The 20,418-nt window shown below is 70.5% G+C and carries 16 protein-coding genes and 3 pseudogenes; 7 read left to right on the forward strand and 12 right to left on the reverse strand.

Translation table 11 applies throughout. From position 1 onward, the window contains the following. Positions 1 to 148 precede the first annotated feature (148 nt). The 3 genes from QQM39_RS13395 to QQM39_RS13405 all read left to right on the forward strand — a co-directional run bounded on the left by QQM39_RS13395 (position 149) and on the right by QQM39_RS13405 (position 2,382). A complete protein-coding gene (locus QQM39_RS13395) occupies positions 149 to 793 on the forward strand; it encodes a TetR/AcrR family transcriptional regulator (protein WP_301996928.1) in 645 nt (214 codons plus the stop codon). 38 nt (positions 794 to 831) lie between these two features. After that, positions 832 to 1,134, forward strand: a complete 303-nt coding sequence (locus QQM39_RS13400) for a hypothetical protein (RefSeq protein ID WP_301996929.1) — start codon at positions 832 to 834, stop codon at positions 1,132 to 1,134. A 102-nt stretch (positions 1,135 to 1,236) separates the two neighbouring features. Next, positions 1,237 to 2,382, forward strand: coding sequence for a C40 family peptidase (locus tag QQM39_RS13405; RefSeq protein WP_301996930.1), 1,146 nt, complete (start codon positions 1,237 to 1,239; stop codon positions 2,380 to 2,382). On the opposite strand, the pseudogene QQM39_RS13410 reads toward QQM39_RS13405, so the two are convergent. The 5 genes and pseudogenes from QQM39_RS13410 to QQM39_RS13430 form a co-directional block, all read right to left on the reverse strand. After that, positions 2,300 to 3,552 (reverse strand): annotated as a pseudogene (locus QQM39_RS13410) (styrene monooxygenase/indole monooxygenase family protein). The gene QQM39_RS13405 and the pseudogene QQM39_RS13410 overlap by 83 nt on opposite strands. 29 nt (positions 3,553 to 3,581) lie before the next feature. Then, the gene (locus QQM39_RS13415; protein WP_301996931.1) at positions 3,582 to 4,232 is read right to left on the reverse strand and encodes an ATP/GTP-binding protein; all 651 of its coding nucleotides are present in this window, start codon (positions 4,230 to 4,232) and stop codon (positions 3,582 to 3,584) included. After that, positions 4,213 to 4,641, reverse strand: coding sequence for a DUF742 domain-containing protein (locus QQM39_RS13420; RefSeq protein WP_301996932.1), 429 nt, complete (start codon positions 4,639 to 4,641; stop codon positions 4,213 to 4,215). Before QQM39_RS13420 ends, QQM39_RS13415 begins: the two co-directional genes overlap by 20 nt. Next, the gene (locus QQM39_RS13425; protein WP_301996934.1) at positions 4,638 to 5,141 is read right to left on the reverse strand and encodes a roadblock/LC7 domain-containing protein; all 504 of its coding nucleotides are present in this window, start codon (positions 5,139 to 5,141) and stop codon (positions 4,638 to 4,640) included. Before QQM39_RS13425 ends, QQM39_RS13420 begins: the two co-directional genes overlap by 4 nt. Beyond that, the gene (locus QQM39_RS13430) at positions 5,138 to 8,038 is read right to left on the reverse strand and encodes a nitrate- and nitrite sensing domain-containing protein (protein ID WP_301996935.1); all 2,901 of its coding nucleotides are present in this window, start codon (positions 8,036 to 8,038) and stop codon (positions 5,138 to 5,140) included. The genes QQM39_RS13425 and QQM39_RS13430 overlap by 4 nt, the downstream gene beginning before the upstream one ends. A 366-nt stretch (positions 8,039 to 8,404) precedes the next feature. Here QQM39_RS13430 and QQM39_RS13435 point away from each other — a divergent pair, with 366 nt between their 5' ends. Next, positions 8,405 to 9,193, forward strand: a complete 789-nt coding sequence (locus tag QQM39_RS13435) for a protein phosphatase 2C domain-containing protein (protein WP_301996936.1) — start codon at positions 8,405 to 8,407, stop codon at positions 9,191 to 9,193. A 5-nt stretch (positions 9,194 to 9,198) separates the two neighbouring features. Here the strand turns inward: QQM39_RS13435 and QQM39_RS13440 are convergent, their stop codons facing one another. From QQM39_RS13440 to QQM39_RS13450, 5 genes and pseudogenes are all read right to left on the reverse strand, one after another. Continuing rightward, positions 9,199 to 11,655, reverse strand: a complete 2,457-nt coding sequence (locus tag QQM39_RS13440) for a tetratricopeptide repeat protein (RefSeq protein WP_301996937.1) — start codon at positions 11,653 to 11,655, stop codon at positions 9,199 to 9,201. Continuing rightward, positions 11,582 to 11,938, reverse strand: coding sequence for a hypothetical protein (locus QQM39_RS46170; RefSeq protein ID WP_367669689.1), 357 nt, complete (start codon positions 11,936 to 11,938; stop codon positions 11,582 to 11,584). The genes QQM39_RS13440 and QQM39_RS46170 overlap by 74 nt, the downstream gene beginning before the upstream one ends. Then, entirely contained in the window at positions 11,935 to 12,705 is a 771-nt protein-coding gene (locus QQM39_RS13445; protein ID WP_301996938.1) for a CHAT domain-containing protein, read from the reverse strand. The genes QQM39_RS46170 and QQM39_RS13445 overlap by 4 nt, the downstream gene beginning before the upstream one ends. A 351-nt stretch (positions 12,706 to 13,056) precedes the next feature. Continuing rightward, positions 13,057 to 13,305, reverse strand: a pseudogene (locus QQM39_RS46175) (toll/interleukin-1 receptor domain-containing protein); the annotation flags it as partial. A gap of 200 nt (positions 13,306 to 13,505) precedes the next feature. After that, complete coding sequence (locus tag QQM39_RS13450; protein WP_301996939.1) at positions 13,506 to 14,018, reverse strand: MarR family winged helix-turn-helix transcriptional regulator; 513 nt, start codon at positions 14,016 to 14,018, stop codon at positions 13,506 to 13,508. Between the two features lie 254 nt (positions 14,019 to 14,272). Between QQM39_RS13450 and QQM39_RS13455 the strand changes: the two genes are divergently transcribed. After that, positions 14,273 to 15,115 carry a lysozyme gene (locus QQM39_RS13455; protein WP_301996940.1) on the forward strand — a complete coding sequence of 281 codons (843 nt, stop codon included), beginning with the start codon at positions 14,273 to 14,275 and terminating at the stop codon, positions 15,113 to 15,115. 160 nt (positions 15,116 to 15,275) lie between these two features. Here QQM39_RS13455 and lon read toward each other — a convergent pair whose 3' ends face one another. Beyond that, positions 15,276 to 17,699, reverse strand: coding sequence for an endopeptidase La (lon, locus tag QQM39_RS13460; RefSeq protein ID WP_301996941.1), 2,424 nt, complete (start codon positions 17,697 to 17,699; stop codon positions 15,276 to 15,278). Positions 17,700 to 17,923: 224 nt separating this feature from the next. Between lon and QQM39_RS13465 the strand changes: the two genes are divergently transcribed. Continuing rightward, positions 17,924 to 18,676, forward strand: coding sequence for a GNAT family N-acetyltransferase (locus tag QQM39_RS13465; protein WP_302003575.1), 753 nt, complete (start codon positions 17,924 to 17,926; stop codon positions 18,674 to 18,676). A gap of 78 nt (positions 18,677 to 18,754) precedes the next feature. Here QQM39_RS13465 and QQM39_RS13470 read toward each other — a convergent pair. Beyond that, positions 18,755 to 19,435, reverse strand: a pseudogene (locus tag QQM39_RS13470) (rhomboid-like protein); the annotation flags it as partial. Between the two features lie 260 nt (positions 19,436 to 19,695). On the opposite strand from QQM39_RS13470, the gene QQM39_RS13475 reads away from it, so the two are divergent. Next, positions 19,696 to 20,373, forward strand: a complete 678-nt coding sequence (locus QQM39_RS13475) for a spermidine synthase (RefSeq protein ID WP_301996942.1) — start codon at positions 19,696 to 19,698, stop codon at positions 20,371 to 20,373. Positions 20,374 to 20,418 lie beyond the last annotated feature (45 nt).

Raw genomic sequence — 20,418 nt, forward strand, 5'->3', positions numbered from 1 at the left:
AGGGGGCTGCCGGCCGACGGCGCTGCAGCGCCGTTAAGGGGCGCGGTGCTGTATTCGATATGCGGCTCCGCCGCGTGGGCGCGATCAGCCACCACGCACCCCCAGCCGCCAAATCCCCGCACCCCCCACGGCGACTAGGCTTCATCCCATGCCCGCCGCCCCCGCGTACCGCCGCCTGAGCGTCGAGGAACGCCGCACCCAGCTCCTCAACGCCGCGCTCACCCTCTTCGCCCACCGCGCCCCCGAGGACGTCTCCCTGGACGACGTGGCAGAGGCGGCCGGCGTCTCCCGGCCCCTGGTGTACCGCTACTTCCCCGGCGGCAAGCAACAGCTCTACGAGGCCGCCCTCCGCTCGGCCGCCGAAGAGCTCCAGCGCTGCTTCGACGAACCCCCGAACGGCCCGCTCCTCCCCCGCCTCGCCCGCGCCCTGGACCGCTACCTCGCCTTCGTGGACGAGCACGACGCCGGATTCAGCGCGCTGCTCCAGGGCGGCAGCGTCGTGGAGACGTCTCGTACGACGGCGATCGTCGACGGCGTACGCCGCGCCGCGGCCGAGCACATCCTCAGCCACCTGGAGGTCACCGACCCCGGCCTCCGCCTGCGCATGACCGTACGGATGTGGATCACCGCGGTGGAGGCGGCCTCCCTCATCTGGCTCGACGAGGACAAGCAGCCCCCCGTCGAGGAACTACGGGACTGGCTGGTCGACCAGTTCGTCGCCGTACTCTCGGTCACGGCGGACCGGGACCCACAGACCGCGGCACTGACGCAGAAGCTGACGACGGACAGCTGAGAACGGACAGCTGAGAACGGATAGCTGAGACTGGTGCCGTGAAGAGCGAAGAGACCCCCTTCGAGGGCGGCCCCATGGACGGCCGTGTACTCCCGGTGCTCCTGGGCATCACAGGCCACCCGCCCAAGACGTACCGCATCCCCGTCCCCGACCCGCACGGCGGCCCGCCGACCGTCCTCGTCTACCACCGCGTACCCCGCACCCCGGGCGCCCGCACGGGCCTGTCCCGACGCTGGAAGTACGAGTACGACCCGGAAGGGAAGCAGTCCCGCCGCCTGAACTGGCCGTGGTCCAAGCCGGACGCCACGCCGCAGGGCAAGCCGGACAACTCCGACGGGTGACCGGATTACGCCGAACCGCGCACATCCGCCATACAAACCCGCCACCCCGGTCTAATCCTCACGATGCGGAGCAGAGAGCCTCTCCGCACCGGAGGTGATGACGTGTCAGGAAGATTTCTGCGTCTGGCATGCATGGCGGCGGTGACGGCGACCGCCACGACGGTCGCCACGCTCCTCCCACCGGCACCCGCTGCGGCCGCCCCGGCCCCCGAACCCCGGGCGCGCTCCACAGCCGAGCTTCTGACCGACCTTCAGCGCCTCTACCGCAAGGCCGAGCAGGCGACGGAGACCTACAACGCCACCGAGGAGAAGCTGAAGAAGCAGCGCACCGAGGTGGCCCGCCTGGACGCCGCCCTGGCCCGCGCCCGCCTCTCCCTGCGCGACAGCCGAGGAGCGGCCGGCCGCCTGGCCCGCCAGCAGTACCAGAACACCACCGACATCTCCCCGTACGTACGCCTGCTCCTGGCCCGCGACCCCCAGCACGCCCTGGACCAGGGCCACGTCATCGGCCGGCTGGCACGCGAGCGCGCCGAGACGGTGGGCCGCCTGACCGGCACGGAGAAGAAGGCCGACGAGCTGGCCCGGCAGGCCCGCAAGGCGCTGGACGCCCGACTCGCCCTGGCCGAGCGGCAGAAGAAGGACCGGGACGCCGTACGAAAGCGGCTGAAAAAGGTGGAGGAGCTCCTCGCCTCCCTCACCGCCGCCCAGCTCACCGCCCTGGCCGAGTTCGAGAAGCAGGGCGTCGCCAAGTCCCAGAGGGCCTTCATGGCGTCCGGCGCCCTCGCCAAGGACGACCACAAACCGTCCCCCGAGGCCCGCCGCGCCATCCGCTACGCCAGGAAGCAGCTGGGAAAGCCGTACAAGTGGGGCGCGGAGGGCCCGAAGTCGTACGACTGCTCGGGCCTGACGTCAGAGGCGTGGGCCCACGCCGGCACCCCGATCCCCCGCACGAGCCAGGAGCAGTGGGCGCAGCTCGACCGCGTCCCGCTGACCGAACTGCGCCCGGGCGACCTGGTCGTCTACTTCCCGGACGCCACGCACGTGGCCCTGTACCTCGGCAAGGGCAAGGTGGTCCAGGCCCCGCGCACCGGCGAGAAGATCAAGATCTCGCCGATCGCGTCGAACCCGGTCCTGGGAGCCGTACGCCCGGAGGTACGCCCGCAGGTCAGGACCCAGAAACCTCAGCGAGGTAAGCCGCGGCCTTCTCCGGCTCATAGAAGTAGTTCTCGAAGTCGGCCGGGTCATTGAACCCGTTGGCGAACCGGTCGGCGACCGGCGGCAGCTGCCCGGCCGCGCCGATGAGGTTGAGGATGTGCTCCGGCGGCGGCGCGAGCATCGCGTTCGTCCACTTGGTCACGTGCTGCGCGGTGGCCCAGTACCGGTCGAAGGTGGCGCGCATCCACGCCTCGTCGAACTCCTTGTCGCCGTGTTCGACGATCGAGGCGAGGTAGGCGGCCGCGCACTTGGACGCGGAGTTGGAGCCCTGCCCGGTGATCGGGTCGTTGGCCACGACGACGTCCGCCACACCCAGCACGAGCCCGCCACCGGGCAGCCGCCCGATCGGGTTGCGCACGGTCGGCGCGTACCGCCCGCTCAGCACGCCGCCGGCGTCCGTGAGCTCGGCCTTGGTCGCCCGCGCGTGCTCCCACGGGGTGTACCGCTCCATGAGTTCCAGGGTCAGGGAGAGGTGCTCCGCCGGGTCCTTCACGCCGTCGAAGACGTCGAGCGGCCCGCCGGGTATGCCCTCCCAGAAGAGGATGTCCGCGCGCCCGGAGGTGGTCAGACACGGCATGACGAACAGCTCGCCGACGCCGGGGACGAGGTTGCAGCGGACGGCCTCGGTGTCCGGGTGCTCCGGACGCGGGCCCAGGCCGTGGACGTACGACACGGCGAGCGCCCGCTGCGGCTCGCTGTACGGGGACCGCTCCGCGTCCCGCTCGAACATCTGGACGATCTCGCCCTTGCGGCCGACACCAGCACCAGGTCGTACGTACGGGAGAAGTAGTCGAGGTCGCCGACCGCCGCGCCATGGATGACCAGCTGGCCGCCGCGCTGGGCGAACGTCTCCATCCAGCCGGCCATCTTCACCCGCTGGTCGATCGACTGCGCGAACCCGTCGAGGTGCCCCAGCCAGTTGATCGCCCGTGCCGCGGGGCCCTCGCCCCAGGAGCCGGGGGCCGCCACCGAGACGCCGAGTCCTTCGATCTTCGGGGCCTGGGACTCCCAGAAGTTCAGCTGGAGATCGCGCTCGTGCTGCAGTGCCGTGTGGAACATGCACTGGGTGGACATGACCCGGCCGGAGCGGATCTCGTCCGCGGTCCGGTTGGACATCAGGGTGACCTCGTACCCGTGCGACTGGAGTCCGAGGGCTATCTGGAGTCCGGACTGACCGGCTCCGACGACGAGTATCTTCCGCATCCGGTGGTGTCTCCTACAGGGATCGGGGACTACTCGGGGGTGACGTCCAGTGCGTGGCCGACGAGAGACAGCAGAGTCTCGACCACCGAGATCCGCCGCCGCGCATCCATGATCATTACAGGTATGTGCGCGGGGACCGTCAACGCCTCCCGCACGTCCTCCGGATCGAAGCGCACGCTGCCGTCGAAGTGGTTGACGGCGACGACGTACGGCAGTCCGCAGCTCTCGAAGTAGTCCAGCGCCGGGAAGCAGTCCTTCAGGCGCCGGGTGTCGGCCATGACGACCGCGCCGATCGCGCCGCGCACCAGGTCGTCCCACATGAACCAGAACCGCTGCTGGCCCGGCGTGCCGAACAGGTAGAGCACCAGGTCGTCGTCGAGCGTGATGCGGCCGTAGTCCATGGCCACGGTGGTGGTCAGCTTGCCGGGCGTCGAGGTGAGGTCGTCGGTCTCCTCGCTCGCCTCGGTCATCAGTGCCTCGGTCTGCAGGGGCGTGATCTCCGAGACGGCGGTGACCAGTGTGGTCTTGCCGACGCCGAAGCCGCCGGCCACGACTATCTTCGTGGCGACGGGGGCTCGGGTGCGGTCCGTCTGCCAGGGCTGCACGGGCCCTTCATCGGCGAGGAACGAGTCGGGGCGGGGGGAGACACCGCGAGCGGCGTCAGAGACGACGGAGTCCACTCAGCACCCTTTCCAGCAGCGCGCGGTCCGGACGGCCGGTGCCGTGACCGGTTCCGGTGCCGTACACACGGATCTTTCCCTGGTCCGCGAGGTCGCTGAGGAGCACGCGGACCACGCCGAGCGGCATCTTCAGCAGCGCGGCGATCTCGGCCACCGTGCGCATACGGCGGCACAGTTCGACGATGGCCCGCATCTCCGGCATGACCCGGGTGGTGAGGGAACCATTCGTCAGTTCCCGGCGCTCCTCCGGAGCCTCCAGCGCGGCCGTGCTGCTGACGAACGTCTCGACGAGGAGGACGTGGCCGAAGCGGGTACGGCCGCCGGTGAGCGAGTACGGGCGCACGCGGGCGGGCTTGCGGTCGCCGCCGCGGACGGGGAGCTGGGGCCTGTTCTGCGGGGCGTTGCTCATCGGGTACCCCCTGCCGAGGCGGTCTCGAGGGACTTCCGTAGCTCGCTGCGGAGTTCGGGAGTGAGGACGTGGCCGGCACGGCCGACGAAGAGCGCCATGTGGTAGGCCACCACGCTCATGTCGCAGTCCGCGGAGCCGTGCACGCCGAGCAGCGAGCCGTCGCTGATGGACATCACGAACAGGCTGCCCTCGTCCATCGCGACCATCGTGTGTTTCACCCCGCCGAACTGCATCAGCTTGGCGGCGCCGATGGTGAGGCTGCCGATGCCGGAGACGATGGTGGCGAGGTCGGCGGAGGAGCCGCGGGGGCCGGTGGGCTTGTCGCTCCTCACCTCCCGCGCCTCCTCGTTGCGGGCGTGGTCCGAGGAGAGCAGGAGCAACCCGTCGGAGGAGACCACCGCGACTGACTGGATGCCCGGCACCTCCTCGACCAGATTCGTCAACAACCAGTGCAGGTTGCGGGCTTCACTGCTCAGTCCGAAGGTACTGGGCGCTGTCAACTGCTTGCCTCCTCGACTGTGCCCCCCGTGGCTGCTTCGGATTCACTGCTGGGTGTTCTGTGCCGGCCGGTCTGTTCGGCGATCTCTGTTTGTACGTCGCGGTAGCCGGCCTCCGCTCCCTTGCGGAAGCCACCCAGCCTCCTGCGGAGGGCTTCGGCGTCGACGCCGGCGGTCCGCTGGCGCGGGGCCTGGGCGGGGGCAGTGATCTTCGGGGTGCGTTTGGGGAGGCCCTTGTCGGTGAGCAGGTCCTCGTCCGGGGCGCGGGTGTGTTCCGCCTCGGCTTCGCCTTCGGCGGGTTCTTTCCCACCCGCACCAACCGTGCGGGCATCGTCGTCGGGTGCGGGTGGCCCCTGTGGGGCGTCCTCGCCGTCGGCGGCCGCGGGTTCGTCGGCCGCGGGATCAGCTGTCGCTCCGGGATCGCCATCCGCGGACTTCGCACTCGCGCCTTCGCCGACCGCCGACCCGCCAGGAGTCGGCTCTCCCGTCGACTGTGCCGGGATCAGCAGCTCCATCGTGGTCTCGGCGGGGTGCTCCCGCTCCTGCTCGGCCTCGGGCGTGCCCGGCTGCTGCCGTTCTGCCGTCTCCCGTACGGCCTCGTCCGCGGCCTCCGTCTCCTGTACGGCCTTCTCCGCCAGCGCCACCAGCGGGTCCCCGCCCTTCGCGCGGCCGCGCAGGACGTTGGAGTTGGCCTCGGCGTCGGCGCCGGGCAGGGAGAAGGTGCGGGTGCCGGCGTGGTGCGGTGAGTCCGAGGGAACCGCGGCCGCGGGGGCGGCCACCAGCAGGCCCCTGGGCAGGACCGCGACCGCCGCGACCCCGCCCTGCTTCTGCTCGCGGAGCTGGACGCGGACGCCGTGGCGGTGGGCGAGGCGGGCGACGACGTAAAGGCCGAGGCCCAGGCCGTCGTCGCCCTCCTGGTTGTAGGTGGCCTCGGGATCGAAGTCGGCGAGGCGGGAGTTCAGGCGCGTCAGGCGATCGCTCGTCATCCCGATGCCCTCGTCGTGGACGGAGAGCATGACCTCGCCGTTCTCCAGCAGCCAGCCGGAGACCTCGACGGGCAGGTCGGGCGGGGAGAACGACGACGCGTTCTCCATCAGCTCGGCCAGCAGGTGGGAGAGGTCGTCGGCCACGAAGCCCGCCACATGCGCGTGCGGCGGGAGCGCGGCGATGCGGACCCGCTCGTACCGCTCGATCTCGCTGACCGCCGCGCGGACGACGTCGACGAGCGGAACCGGTCCGGCGTGCTGCTGGACGTGCTCGGTGCCGGCGAGGACGAGGAGGTTCTCGCTGTGCCGGCGCATGACCGTGGCGAAGTGGTCGAGCTTGAAGAGCGTGGCGAGCCGGTCGGGGTCCTGCTCGCGCTCCTCCAGGCTCTCGATGACGGCGAGTTGGCGCTCGACGAGCCCGAGGGTGCGCAGGGCGAGGTTGACGAAGGTGGAGCCGATGGTCTCCCGCAGCCGCTCCAACTGGGCGGCCGAATCGGCGAGTTCGGTGCGCAGCTCGTCGCGGGCGTCGGCCATCTTCTGGCGCTGTCCGACGAGGTGCTTGCGGTCGGACTCCAGGGTGGCGATGCGCTCGTGGAGGGCGACGGCGTGCGCGTGCAGGGCGTTGACGGAGTTGACGACCTGGGCGAACTCGTCCTTGCGGCCGGTGAACTTGACGGGCTCTTCGGCCGCCGGGTCCTCGGCCTGGGCCAGCCGGGCGGAGCCGAGCCGCAGCACGGCGAGCGGCCGGGTGAGGCTGCGGGCCATGCCCGTGGCGACGCCCACGGCGAGCAGCATCAGCGCGCCGAGGATCGCGATGCGGATCTCCAGTGCGGTGACGTCGTCGTCGCGGAGCTGTTCGAGGGCCTTGGTGCGGCGGTCGTACAGGGCGGACTCGACACCGCGCATGGCGTCGACGCGGGCGGAGAGGGCGGCCTCGGCACGCTGGGTGTTGGTGGCGAGGTCCCGGTCGGAGAGCGTGGCCTGGTCGGTGAGGCCGGTGAGATACCGCTCGGCGGTGGTGATCTCGGGGCCGGTGACCGTGGAGTCGTACGACGTGCGCGCGCTCTTGGGGGCGGTGTCGTGGAAGTCGGTGAGGGCGGCGTCGGAGCGCAGCCGGGCCTGCTGGGCGGCGGCGCTGAGGGCGGCGCGCTGCTTGGCGTCGGCGTCCGAGGAGGTCTTCTGGGTGGTCGCGATGCCGGTGATCGGGTCGATCACGGTCTCGGTGGTGGTCGGCACACTGAGGGCGGCGAGCAGCAGCCCGCGGGCGGCGGCGGCCTGCTGTACGGCGGAGTCCAGCTCGGCGAGGGCGTAGGCGCCGGCGCCCGCGCGGGGCGGCATCTGCTCGGCCAGCTGCTCGGCGAGCCGGTGGAGTTCGGTGATGGTGACCGAGTAGGCCTCGTGCGCTTCCAGCGCGGTGCTCTTGCCGGTGAGCGCCGCCCTGCGCACGGTCGCGATGCCGTCGAGGTCGCCGCGCAGCGCGGGGGGCGTGTCGGTGTCGGCGCGCAGCTCCTCGACCTGGCGGTCGACGCGGACGCTGCGCTGCTCGCTGGGCGCCTTCGACTTGGGCCGTCCGGCGGCGATGTACGACGTGACTTCGTCGCGCTCGTCGGCGAGGGAGTGGGCGAGTGTGAGCGCGTCCTCGGTCTGCTCGGCGAGGGTCACGAGCTTCTGAGTGTCGTGCAGTTGCCCGGAGGCGGCGACGACCGAGGGGACGCCGGCGCCGGCGATGGCGGCGGCCACGACGGCCACGGCGACGATCAGCCGGTTCCGTACATGGGTCGGGCGCCCCTTGCCGACGGGTGTGACGTCGGCCGTTGTGCCGTTCGTGGTGCCGGGCGTGGACTGCGCGCCCCCTGCGGAGGACGTCTGCTTGCCTGAGCGACGAGGCCGCATCTTCTGCACCGGTGCTCGCATTCCTGACTCGTGATACCCATGGGTCCGAGTGACGCTCCGTCAACTACTGCCGACTCTACGTACACTCGATGCGGTTCCCGACCCTCCCAGTGCCGGTGGGCAGCGGCCGCGCATCACCTGACCCGCCACCCGAAGGAGTGAACCCCGGAGGGGAGTTGGCGGGCAAGTTTCTCAGGCGCGTGCGGATGCCTTGCGCGGCGGGCCGGTTGGACGTCTGCGGCGGGCGATGACAGTATTCGCCGCCACGCCCGGCCGGAGTAAACCATTCCACCCCAAATCAGGCGCCTGACCTGCGCCGCCGCACTCATTCGGCGGCCAATGCGGCCCCTTCGCGAACCTTGTGAAGGCCTCGTGCAGACTGGCCGAATGCGAACAGAGCTTGTTTCGGAGCCCGGTGACCCGGCCCGCCCCAACGAGGACTTCGCGAGTGTCGCTCTTCCCGCCTCGGGACAGGGCGGCGCACTGGTGGTTCTGGATGGAGTGACCCCACCGAGGGGTGAGACGGGCTGCCTGCATTCCGTCGCCTGGTTCACCGCACGACTCGGCGGAGCCCTGACCGAACTGACCGTTTCACTCCCTGATGTTCCCCTCGTCGACGCCTTGGCCCGCGCCATCGCACGTACCGCTGAGGCCCACGCCGAAACCTGTGACCTTTCTCACCCACGCACCCCACAGGCAACGGTGGTTCTGGCCCGGTGGTCGCCGGAGACGGTGGAGTACCTGATCCTGTCGGACTCGGCCCTGCTGGTGGAGTCCCCGGACGGCGCGATCACGCCCTACCTGGACGACCGCCTGTCCCGCCTCCCCCGCGCGTCCCTGGCCGCGGACGCCATGATCGACGCCCACATCCGCAACAAGGAGGGCGGCTTCTTCACGGCCGCCGCCGATCCGTCGGTGGCGGGGCGGGCGGTGACGGGGGTGCTGGCGCGGGGGGAGGTTCGGGCCGTGGCCGCGCTGACGGATGGGGCGACCCGGTGGGTGGAGAAGTTCCGGGAGGGGGACTGGGGGGACTGCTATCGGCTCCTGCGGAAGGAGGGGGCGCGGGAGTTGGTGGATCGGGTGCGGGGGTTGGAGCGGGGCGATGCGGAGGAGCGGGTGCGGCTGGGGCGGAGTAAGACGCATGACGATGCGACGGTGGTGTTTGCGGAGTTGTGAGCCACCTATTCCGGGGGCGACTCGTCCTCATCGGCGCTCTCGGGCGACGGAAGCGTTACCGACATGACCGCTTGTGCGTTCTTCTCGGGCAGGTGGGCGCGGAGCTCTTCCTCGAAGGCGTCGTCACCGAGGAGGATTCTCTGCCTTTTGAGCCAGTAAATGTCCGTACCGACTGAGACTCCCATCTCCAGACGTAGAGCGAGCGCCTGGAGATTGAGGGTAATGCCTTGATCCGGCTGATTCAGTTTTGTTCGCAGTATGCCAAGTTGACTGGTGGTGGCGGCAATGCTGGCTCGGTCACCGATTTCCTCACTGATGGCCAGCGACTTGAGGTAGTAGTCCTCGGCCACGCCATAATCCTCACGCACTTCCGCAATCTTGCCGAGATGGTGGTAACTGGCACCGATCCCAGCCCGGTAGCGGCCTTCCTGACGGATGGCTAGCGAACTGTGGTGGCACTCTTCGGCGAGGTCATAATCACCCCGACTTTCCGCAACCTTACCGAGTTGATGATAGCTGTTGGCAACACCGACTCGATCGCCGATTTCCTCACTGATGGCCAGTGACTTGCGGTAGTATTCTTCGGCTACGTCGTACTCTCGCCGCATTTCCGCAATCGCGCCCAGAGTATGGTGGCCAGCACCAATCCTATCCCGGTCGCCGCGTTCTTCTGCGATGGCGAGCGATTTTCGACAGAACTCTTCAGCTTCACCGTAATTCCCCCGCCTCACTGCGAGGAGGCCGAGTTGGTGATATGTGCCTGCAATACCGGCTCGATCGCCGCGTTCCTCACTGATGGCGAGCGAATTACGGTAGTACTCTTCGGCTTCACCATAGTCCCCCCGTGCGTCCGCGATGGTGCCCAGATTATGAAGACAGCCGGCAGCGGCCCGGGAGCCGGCGGGATTCCAGGAGAGACTCTCCTTGAGCAGCCGCTCTTCCCAGTCCCACGCACCCCAAGTGTGCAATTGCCGGCACACACGGTCGGTGACAGCGTTCGCCTGATCGAGGGCACCGGCTTGGTAATGGTGATGGCGGGCTTCGATGAGGTCGATGATGGCGGCGGCCTTGTCCTGCGGCCATACATGGGCGCGCCACCGCCAGTAGGCAGCAGCCCGGCGATGAGCTGCTGTGAGTACCTCAGGGGCGCTCCGGTTTCGCAGGGCGTCAGCGGTCCAGCGGTGTACCAGCAAGCCGCTGGGCCGACTGCCCGGCTCGTCCTGCGACGTCGGCGCGGGGGAGACCAGCCCCAGTCCCAGCAGTAGACGCAAGGCTTCCTCGGCATCGTCGTCGAGTTCGACCGGAGGCCGGGACAGCTCCTTGAGATCGTCTCCGAACTGGGCCATCACCTCCGAAGGAAGACCCCATCCTTCCTCCGCCACGGCTCCCCCAGCCTGGGCTTCCACGATCTGTCGCCTCACTGTCCGGAGCCGGTCCGCCAACGCCGGTTCAACCCCCGGTGCCGAGGTCAGGTCAGACAGTTGCCAGGCAGCCCCCGTCCGGTCGACCGGCGCGCGATACACCGCAAGCCCGTCCAGCAGCGACCGCGCCCCCGGCACACCGTCCAACTGCCCCAGCAGCGTGTCGAGCAGCACGTCATCCACCGCCAGCGTGACGGTCTCGGCCAACGCCTTGTCCAGGTCACCGGCGATCCCGGCCAGCCATCGCTCCGGGTTACGGATGCCGCGTCGCTCCAGCGCCTCCTCCATGCGCTCGGCGATGTCGGGGAACCGTGCCTCGCCACCGCGCAGCAGCGCGTCCAGGTACTCCAGTGCCCGCGGATGCCCGCCGACATCGGCGTAGGCGCGTTCGAGGTCCTCCTTGCCGAGGGCGTCCAGGCCGGGCAGCCGCCAGATCAGCTTGCGGGTTTCGGCAAGCGACAGCGGGCCGAGGTGATGCATCGTCAGGCGTCGGTGCATCCGGTTCGGCAGGCTGAACGGATACCGGCTGGTGACCAGCAGTCGAGCGCGAGGCGCGGCAGCCGCCCAGGCGGCCAGGAAGTCCGCCAGGTCGGGATCGGCCGGCTGCCAACCCCCGTCGGACTGGACCAGGAGGTCCTCGGCGTTGTCCAGCACGAGCAGGACCGGCAGCCGTGGCAGGACGACCTGCTGGATCAGTTCCCACCGTTCCCGCCACGACGGCGTGGCATCGGCGAGCATGGCCGCCACCCGGCGCAGCATGTCGTCCTCGGCAAGCCCGGCGGACACGCAGCGAACGACGAGACGTTTGCGCAGGGTCTCCAGCACCGAGTCGACCGTCGGGGCCGTAGCGGCCGGGACGGGCACCACCAACCCCGCTTCGGACCCCAGATGGTGCAGCAACTCCGCGGTGAGCGTCGACTTGCCGACGCCGCCGATCCCGTGGATCAGCACGCCGCCCCGGCCGGAGTCACGCAATACGCCCAGCAGTTGCCGTAGCTCCGCCCGACGCCCCACGAACTCGCCGACCTTGCGCACCACCATCCCCTCTTCCAGCACCCTCTTCGGGCATCGGTGCCACCCGCTCGACGCCTTGCCCGGCGTCGAAGAGCGGCAGGGGCGGCCCAGCGAGGAAAAGGGACGGAGTGGACCACTCGGGCCAGGCGCCCCTCGGATCACCGGCCGGGAGCTGCTGCCGTGCGGCCTCCAGCCGTCGCCGCGCCCGCGAAAGCGCGGCCAGCGGGACGGGGTGCTCCGCCCGGGCCAGATCCTCGTACACGAGAGCGGCCAGCTCGGTGGCGTACCGGTCGGTGACCGCCTCCGTCATCGCCAGCACGCTCGGAACCCCTCGGCCCAGAAGCTCCCGCGCCAGCCTGCACGGGCCTCGGCGGCGGCGTCATCGGCATCCGACTGCGGTGCCTGTGCCGTGGAACAACCGGACAGGACGACCAACGGCACCCCACGTCCCGGCGGCAGCACGTCATCCATGAACCGCCGCGCGTCCACCTTGTCCAGCCCGCCGTCGTCCTTCTCCAGGAACAGCACCCCCGGGGCGGCATGGCACGACAGATGCAGTACGTGGAACCGCTCCTCCTCCAGAGCGGCGCGAATCTCGGCGACGCTCCCCCAGTTCAGTACCCGGACATACGCCCCCTGCTTGGTGCGCGCGGAGCCGACCGCGTCCAGGATGCGCGCCAACTCCCGCTCATAGTCGAGAAGTTCACCCGCCCCCGCCTCCGGACTCGCCACCACGGCAAGAATCCGCAGCGGCCCCGGGATCGGCATCGCCACCGGCGGGGTCTCCCGCCGTACCTTGCGGTACAGGTCGACGCGCTCGGACAGCACCAGCGGCCCCGGCGCACCGGGTACCACCAGGCTCTCCCAGGGCAGATCCCGCCACTCGGCCGCGTCGACGCTCAACCCGATCCGCAGCGGAGCATTGCAGTCACGAGCCAACGCCGCCTCGCGCCGCAACGCGGCCCCCACCTCCCCGTTCACGAACCGCTCGCCCAGGGTCCGGCCGACGGCGGCCAAGGCACCGTTCACGCCACCGGAGATCACCGGCGTGTCCGTCGTGGGCGCGGTCCGGGTCACGTGATCCCCGCGCACGCTGCAACGCCCGAACCCGCTCATCCAACTGGCGGTCCAGCTCGGCCGCCGCAAGCCCGTCATCCGCGCCGGGCGGAGCGCCGGACACCTCGGCTCCCTCGGTCGAGAACACCACCGCCCCCACCCCGACCCGTAACTCCGCGTGGATGGGCCCGTCCGGCCGGTACTCCAGGCCCTGCGGCGGGACCACCACACCCGTGGCCGCCGGCCGCTCCGAGTCCGCCAACCCCCGTACCGCGCGCGCGAGTTGCCGTGCCTTCGCCTCGTACTGGTCCGGCGCCGCCACCGTACGAAAGTCGACGAACAGCCGTGAGCGATGAAGGGCGGAACGGTCGCCACATCGCCCCAGAGGACCGGGATCACCCGCTGCCGCCCGGCCGTCGAAGCCGTCATGGCCGCCGCGAACTCCTCGTCGCACCACTCGGAGGCGATCCACAGCGGAGTCACCACGGCCACCAGAGCTTCCGCCTGTGCCAAGCCCTCCTGCAACCGCGTGGCCACCCGCTGCCCGCCCGAGCCGCTCAAGGTTCTCCGCCAGGGCGACGGGCCAATCACCGTCCCTGAAGGCGTAGGAGAAGAACACATCGAATCGCTCGGCCCCTGATCCGGGCCCTGATCCGGCCGCAGACCCGGCCCCGACCCCGGCTCCGTCCACACCGCACCCCCGTACGCAGCACCCCCGGAGCCGGCGCCCAGACAGCTACCCCGAGGTTGAGGAAATGCAAGGATGCCAGGGCTCGCCGCCCGCGACAGCGATAACGGCCCATTTCCCCGCGACCGTCGCCTTACTTCTCCATCCCTCGGTTCAACTGATTCAGCAACCGAGCCAGCTCCGCCACCTCACCCCGATCCCAGTGGGACAGCTGCGCGACATACCGAGCCCGGCGGGCCTCCCGCACCTTCGCGACCCGGCCGCGCCCCTCCTCCGTGAGGTGCACCAGCCACGCCCGCCCGTCGGCGGGGTCCGGCTCGCGGGCGACCAGGCCCAGGTCCTCCAGGGCGCGCAGCTGGCGGGACATGGTGGCCTTGCCGACGCCGATGTACGCGGCGAGTTCCGTGGCGCGCATGCGGCCGGACTCGTCCAGTCGGACCAGCAGCCCGTACGCCGCGGACTCCAGGTCGGGATGGACCTCGCGGGCCATCTCGCCCTGCTTGGCCCTGGCGCGCCGGAAGAGGACGGTCAACTCGCGTTCCAGGTCGAGGAATTCGGGCTGGTCCATACCACCACCGGGCATTCTCCCAGAGGCGGCACCCCCAGATTCGACTCTCCGCCCGTCGTCGTTTCCGTCTTGGTGCACGTCAGCCCCTGCCTCGATTTCCCGGTCCCGAAAATTTCCGCCACCCGCCGTCATTGCCGCAGCTCCGCCAGTATTTCGCAGGCGTAGACCAACGGCAGCCTCCGGCCCCCCTGCCGCCTGCCGAGGCCCTCACCCACCGCGGCCCCCAGCCGAAGCCACCCAGCCCCCAGCCACCCCCGTCACCGTCACCCGACCGCAGTCACACCCCCGGCCCATTTCCCCACCGAGCGTCACCGGGCCTTCGGAGGCACGCTGTGCCCGTGCTCAGATCCGAACCGCTCCGCTCCCGCCATCCCCACCTCGCAGGGCTCGTGCTCGCCACCGCCCTCTCCCTCCTCCTGGTCCTCCTCCTCGCCGTCCAGCCCCCTCCCGCATCCGCCGACGACGACCCGCCGCGCGGCTCCGCCCACATGGGCATGGGCGTCGCAGTCCACGACGGGGTGCACGACGGCCCTGCCAGCACCCTGGCCGCTCAGACGGAAGGCGTGGACGTCTCCAGCCACCAGGGCGACGTCGACTGGCCGACGCTGTGGGACAGCGGGGTGAAGTGGGCCTATGTGAAGGCCACCGAGGGGACGTACTACAAGAACCCCTACTTCGCCCAGCAGTACGACGGCTCCCACGACATCGGCATGATCCGCGGCGCGTACCACTTCGCCACCCCGGACACCACCAATGGAGCAACCCAGGCCGACTATTTCGTCGATCGCGGCGGCGGTTGGTCCCGCGACGGCAAGACCCTGCCCGGCGTCCTCGACATCGAGTGGAATCCGTACGGAGACGCCTGCTACGGCAAGACACCGAGCGCGATGGTCACCTGGATCCGCGACTTCCTGAACCGGTACAGGGCCCGCACCGGCCGCGGCCCCGTCATCTACACGGCCACCAGTTGGTGGAAACAGTGCACCGGCAACCACAGCGGCTTCGCCTCCGTCAACCCGCTGTGGATCGCCCGGTACGCGACGGCGGTGGGCGAACTGCCGGCGGGCTGGCGCTACTACACGATGTGGCAGTACACGTCCTCCGGGCCGACCGTCGGTGACCACAACAGGTTCAACGGCGCGCTGGACCGGGTGAAGGCATTGGCCAACGGCTAGTCCGACACCGCCAAGCCCCGGCCGACGGCCACCCCCACGGCCGTACCGGACGCCCCACGGGCCGTACCGGACGCCGTACGGCGAAGGCCCGGACGCCGTACGGCGAAGGCCCGGCCTCTCTCACGAGAAACCCGGGCCTTCCCTTTTCCGGTCGCGTCCGTCACGCCGCGACCGGAACCTCCGGCGCCACGCCGCTGACGGCCGGCGCCAGCGCCAGCTCCAGGACCTGGCGGACGTCCGTCACCGTGTGGACGTCGAGCTTGTCCAGCACCTCGGCGGGGACGTCGTCCAGGTCGGGCTCGTTGCGCTTGGGGATGATCACGGTCTTGACGCCCGCCCGGTGGGCCGCCAGCAGCTTCTGCTTCACGCCGCCGATGGGCAGGACGCGGCCCGTGAGTGAGACCTCGCCCGTCATCGCCACGTCCGTGCGCAGCGGGCGGCCGGACAGGAGCGACGCCAGCGCCGTCGTCATCGTGATGCCCGCGCTCGGGCCGTCCTTGGGCACCGCGCCCGCCGGGAAGTGGATGTGCACGCCCTGGTCCTTCAGGTCGGCGACGGGCAGCTCCAGTTCGGCGCCGTGCGAGCGGAGGAAGGACAGGGCGATCTGTGCGCTCTCCTTCATCACGTCACCCAGTTGGCCCGTCAGCGTCAGGCCCGCCGCGCCCGTCTCCGCGTCCGCCAGCGACGCCTCGACGAACAGCACGTCGCCGCCCGCGCCGGTCACCGCGAGGCCCGTGGCCACGCCCGGCACGGCCGTACGGCGCTCCGCCGGGTCCTGGGCGGACTCGGGCACGTGGTGCGGCCGGCCGATCAGGCCGCGCAGGTCACCGTCCGAGATCGTGAACGGCAGCTTCCGCTCACCCAGTTCGTGCTGCGCCGCGACCTTGCGGAGCAGCCGCGCGATCGAGCGCTCCAGGTTGCGGACGCCCGCCTCGCGCGTGTACTCGCCGGCGAGCTTGCGCAGCGCGCTCTCGTCGAGTGTCACCTCGTCCTTCTCCAGGCCCGCCCGCTCCAGTTGGCGCGGGAGCAGGTGGTCGCGGGCGATGACGATCTTCTCGTCCTCGGTGTAGCCGTCGAGGCGGACCAGCTCCATACGGTCGAGCAGGGCCTCGGGGATGGCCTCCAGGACGTTGGCGGTGGCGAGGAAGACCACGTCCGACAGGTCCAGCTCCACTTCCAGGTAGTGGTCCCGGAAGGTGTGGTTCTGGGCCGGGTCCAGGACCTCCAGGAGCGCGGCCGCGGGGTCGCCGCGGAAGTCCGAGCCCACCTTGTCGATCTCGTCGAGGAGGACCACCGGGTTCATCGAACCGGCCTCCTTGATCGCGCGCACGATCCGGCCGGGCAGCGCGCCGACGTACGTACGGCGGTGGCCGCGGATCTCGGCCTCGTCGCGGACGCCGCCCAGGGCGACCCTGACGAACTTGCGGCCCATGGCGTGGGCGACGGACTCGCCGAGCGAGGTCTTGCCGACGCCGGGCGGGCCGACCAGGGCCAGTACGGCACCGCCGCGCCGGCCGCCGACGACACCGAGGCCGCGGTCGGCCCGCCGCTTGCGCACCGCCAGGTACTCGGTGATCCGCTCCTTCACGTCCTCCAGACCGGCGTGCTCGGCGTCCAGCACACGCTTCGCGCCCTGGATGTCGTACGCGGAAGCCTTGTCATCGGTCCGCTCGTTCCACGGGAGTTCGAGGACGGTGTCCAGCCAGGTGCGGATCCAGGAGCCCTCCGGGGACTGGTCGCTGGACCGCTCCAGCTTGTCGACCTCCTTCAAGGCCGCCTCGCGGACCTTCTCCGGCAGGTCGGCGGCCTCCACGCGGGCGCGGTAGTCGTCGGACTCCTCGCCCTCCTGCTCGCCGTTCAGCTCGCGCAGTTCCTTGCGGACGGCCTCCAGCTGACGGCGCAGCAGGAACTCGCGCTGCTGCTTGTCGACGCCCTCCTGGACGTCCTTGGCGATGGTCTCGGCGACGTCCTGCTCGGCGAGGTGGTCCCGCAGGTGCCGGGTGGCGAGCTTGAGGCGGGCGACCGGGTCGGCGGTCTCCAGGAGTTCCACCTTCTGCTCGGTGGACAGGAAGGGGGAGTAACCGGAGTTGTCGGCCAGGGCCGAGACGTCGTCGATGGCCTGGACGCGGTCGACGACCTGCCAGGCGCCGCGCTTGCGCAGCCAGGCGGTGGCGAGCGCCTTGTATTCCTTGACCAGTTCGGTGACCTGTCCGGGCAGCGGCTCGGGCACGCTCTCGTCGACCCGCGTCCCCTCGACCCACAGTGCCGCACCCGGTCCGGTCGTCCCAGCACCGATCCGCACGCGGCCGCGACCGCGGATCAGGGCACCCGGGTCACCGTCGGCCAGCCGGCCTACCTGCTCGACGGTGCCGAGCACACCGGTGCCCGCGTACGTACCGTCGATGCGCGGCACCAGAAGCACCCGTGGCTTTCCGGATTGCGAGCGGGCGGCCGCCTGCGCGGCCTCCACGGCGGCGCGCACATCGGTGTCGTTCAAGTCCAGCGGGACCACCATTCCGGGCAGCACGACCTCATCGTCGAGCGGCAGCACAGGCAGGGTGAGCGGTGTGGACGTCGAAGCCATGATCTCCCCTTCGGCAGTCAAGTTGAGTTATGCCGACTCAATGCACGGGGAGGCCCGAATGTTCCCAGGCCTTCGTTCGCTGTGAGCGATCATCCGCGGCACCGACTGTGACCTCGGCTTTCGCGAATAAACGGTTGCCGGGGGCCGGTTCCTTCCCTCACCGTCTCCCCGTGACAGACACCGCGACAGACACAGAGACCCTTCTCGCCGCCTACGACGACCAGATGCGCGGCGCACCCCCGACCCCGCCCGTCGGCGTGACGTACGAACAGGACGGTCCCCTGCTGCGGATCGTCGGCGGATTCCGCGGCCTCGTCAGCGGCCCGCGCTCGCTCGGCGTACGCGGCGCCGAGCTCGACCGGCTCATCGCCCGGCAGCGCGACTACTTCGCGGCGCGCGGCGAGGCGGTGGAGTGGAAGACGCGGTCCCACGACGACCCGGCCGACCTCACCGACCGCCTGCGCGGGGCCGGCTTCCTGCCCGAGGACGAGGAGACGGTCCTGGTGGGACGGGCCGCCGACATGGCCGTACGGCAGCCCGTCCTGCCGGAGGGCGTGACGCTGCGGGGGGTCACGGCGGACGCGGACATGCGCCGTATCGCCGCGATGGAGTCGGTCGTGTGGGGCCAGGACTGGAGCTGGCTCGCCGACGATCTCATCGGCCGCGTCGCGTCCGCTCCGGACGAGGTCGCCGTGTACGTCGCCGAGGCGGACGGCCAGGTCGTCTCCGCGGCGTGGCTGGTGTTCCGCGCGGGGACCGAGTTCGCGAGCCTGTGGGGCGGGTCAACGCTGGCCGAGTGGCGCGGCCAGGGCATCTACCGCGCGCTGGTCGCCACCCGCGCCGCCCTCGCCGTCGCACGCGGGGTCGGCTACCTGCACGTCGACGCCTCCGACGACAGCGCGCCCATCCTGCGGCGGCTGGGCTTCGAGGCGGTGACGACGACCACGCCGTACGTGTGGTCGCCCGTGGCCGGCTGAACCAGGGGCGTACCAGCGGCGCACCACCGGCCACAGCGCGATCCCGATGACCAGGGAGATCAGATGTCCCCAATTGGTCAGCGGATCCGTGAGATTGAGCAGGTCCTGGACCAGCATCCCGCCGAACAGCACCAGCACCGGCCACCGCAGCCACGGCCGCAGCAGCCCGGCCAGCGCGCCGACGCTCGTGGCGACGCCGAAGCTGATGCCGTAGTCGAGGCGGTGCAGCGAGCTGTCGGGAAGGTGGCCGACCAGCACCGCGATCCCGACCGGGACCTCGGTCGCGAGGGTGGCCAGGACGTGCCCGAGCAGGAAGACGACGGCCGTGCGAGCGCCGCCGATGCGCCGCTCCAGCGCGGTGAGCCCGAGCAGGAAGCCGAGCGTGTACGGCGCCATGATCCCGCCCGCGATCCACAGCGCGCTGGCGATCAGCACCAGCACGGGCGTCCGCACGAGGTGCGCCACATCGGTGCTGGAGCCCTGGTGCAGGGCGTGGACGAGGGCGGGGTCGGCGTAGGTGGCGATCAGCGAGGTGGCGGTCAGGACGGCGGCGTAGGCGCAAGTGAAGGGCGTTGCGGTGGGGGTGGGGAGCAGACGCCAGGGGCGGAAGGCGCGGGTCCGGGGTGCGGCGCCCTCAGCCTCGGCGGCCTCAGCAGTCGCGGCTGCCACGGTGACGCCGGTCGCCCGCGTCGCATCGGCGATCTCCGGCGCCGAGGACGGCGCGGGAGCGACGCTCAGTGGTCCGCGCTGGCGCGGCATCCCGTCCAGCAGCCCGGCCACCTCGGGCAGACCCGCGTCGCCGGAAGGGCCAGTCACGGTTCGTTCCACGGTGAGGCGCTCCTTCCGTTTTCCCCACCCTCGGCCCGCCCCCCACCCATGTCTGTGACCAGCGCCACATGACAGCGGATTCTCAGCAACCTCTCAAGAAGATCCCGCGTCTTCCCCTGATCCCCCTGCCGGACGTCACCCGCTGACGTATTTCCCTCGGCCGTCCCGGACCGACCTGCCAGGATGGCCGGATGCCCACTTCGTACGACATCCCCGAAGTCCTGGACCGTCGCGAAGGCCCGTACGGCGAGATCGTGTTGCGGCGGCACGGCGAACTGCTCCAGATCATCGCCAACGGCTGCTTTCTGATGGACACCTCCGACGGGCGCTCGGAGCGGCTGCTCGTCGACGCGGCGCTCGGCGCGCTGGGCGGCCGGCCGGAGCCGCACGTGCTGATCGGCGGGCTCGGCGTCGGGTTCTCGCTCGCACACGCCGCAGCCGATCCGCGCCCGAAACGGATCACCGTCGTCGAGCGCGAGCCGGCGATTATCGGCTGGCATCTCGACGGGCCGTTGTCCGACTTCTCCGCCCGCGCCCTCGCCGACCCGCGCACCCGGATTCTGCAAACGGATCTGGTGGCGCACGTACATGAGACTTACGACACGTATGACGCCCTGTGTCTCGACATCGACAACGGACCCGGCTGGACCGTCACCGAGGGCAACGACAGTCTGTACTCACCGACTGGACTGGCGGCCTGCGCAGGGGCGTTGAGACCGGGTGGGGTGCTGGCCGTTTGGTCCGCCCAGCCCTCTCCGGAATTCGAAGAAACCTTGTGTAATGCCGGATTCCAACAGGTGCGTACCGAAGAGATCCCCGTTGCCCGGGGCGTTCCGGACGTCGTACACCTCGCCGTACGACCTGGATAGCCGTGGCACGGTGACTCCCCGTACTCTGCTCACCTGACGCGGATC

Source organism: Streptomyces sp. DT2A-34, from assembly GCF_030499515.1.
GTDB lineage: Bacteria > Actinomycetota > Actinomycetes > Streptomycetales > Streptomycetaceae > Streptomyces.

Coding starts and splice junctions, on each gene's coding strand:
- QQM39_RS13395 (WP_301996928.1), top strand. CDS start 149: ATGCCCGCCGCCCCCGCGTACCGCCGCCTGAGCGTCGAGGAACGCCGC.
- QQM39_RS13420 (WP_301996932.1), bottom strand. CDS start 4,641: ATGAGCAACGCCCCGCAGAACAGGCCCCAGCTCCCCGTCCGCGGCGGC.
- QQM39_RS13430 (WP_301996935.1), bottom strand. CDS start 8,038: ATGCGAGCACCGGTGCAGAAGATGCGGCCTCGTCGCTCAGGCAAGCAG.
- QQM39_RS13435 (WP_301996936.1), top strand. CDS start 8,405: ATGCGAACAGAGCTTGTTTCGGAGCCCGGTGACCCGGCCCGCCCCAAC.
- QQM39_RS13440 (WP_301996937.1), bottom strand. CDS start 11,655: ATGGTGGTGCGCAAGGTCGGCGAGTTCGTGGGGCGTCGGGCGGAGCTA.
- QQM39_RS46170 (WP_367669689.1), bottom strand. CDS start 11,938: ATGACGGAGGCGGTCACCGACCGGTACGCCACCGAGCTGGCCGCTCTC.
- lon (WP_301996941.1), bottom strand. CDS start 17,699: ATGGCTTCGACGTCCACACCGCTCACCCTGCCTGTGCTGCCGCTCGAC.
- QQM39_RS13465 (WP_302003575.1), top strand. CDS start 17,924: ATGCGCGGCGCACCCCCGACCCCGCCCGTCGGCGTGACGTACGAACAG.
- QQM39_RS13475 (WP_301996942.1), top strand. CDS start 19,696: ATGCCCACTTCGTACGACATCCCCGAAGTCCTGGACCGTCGCGAAGGC.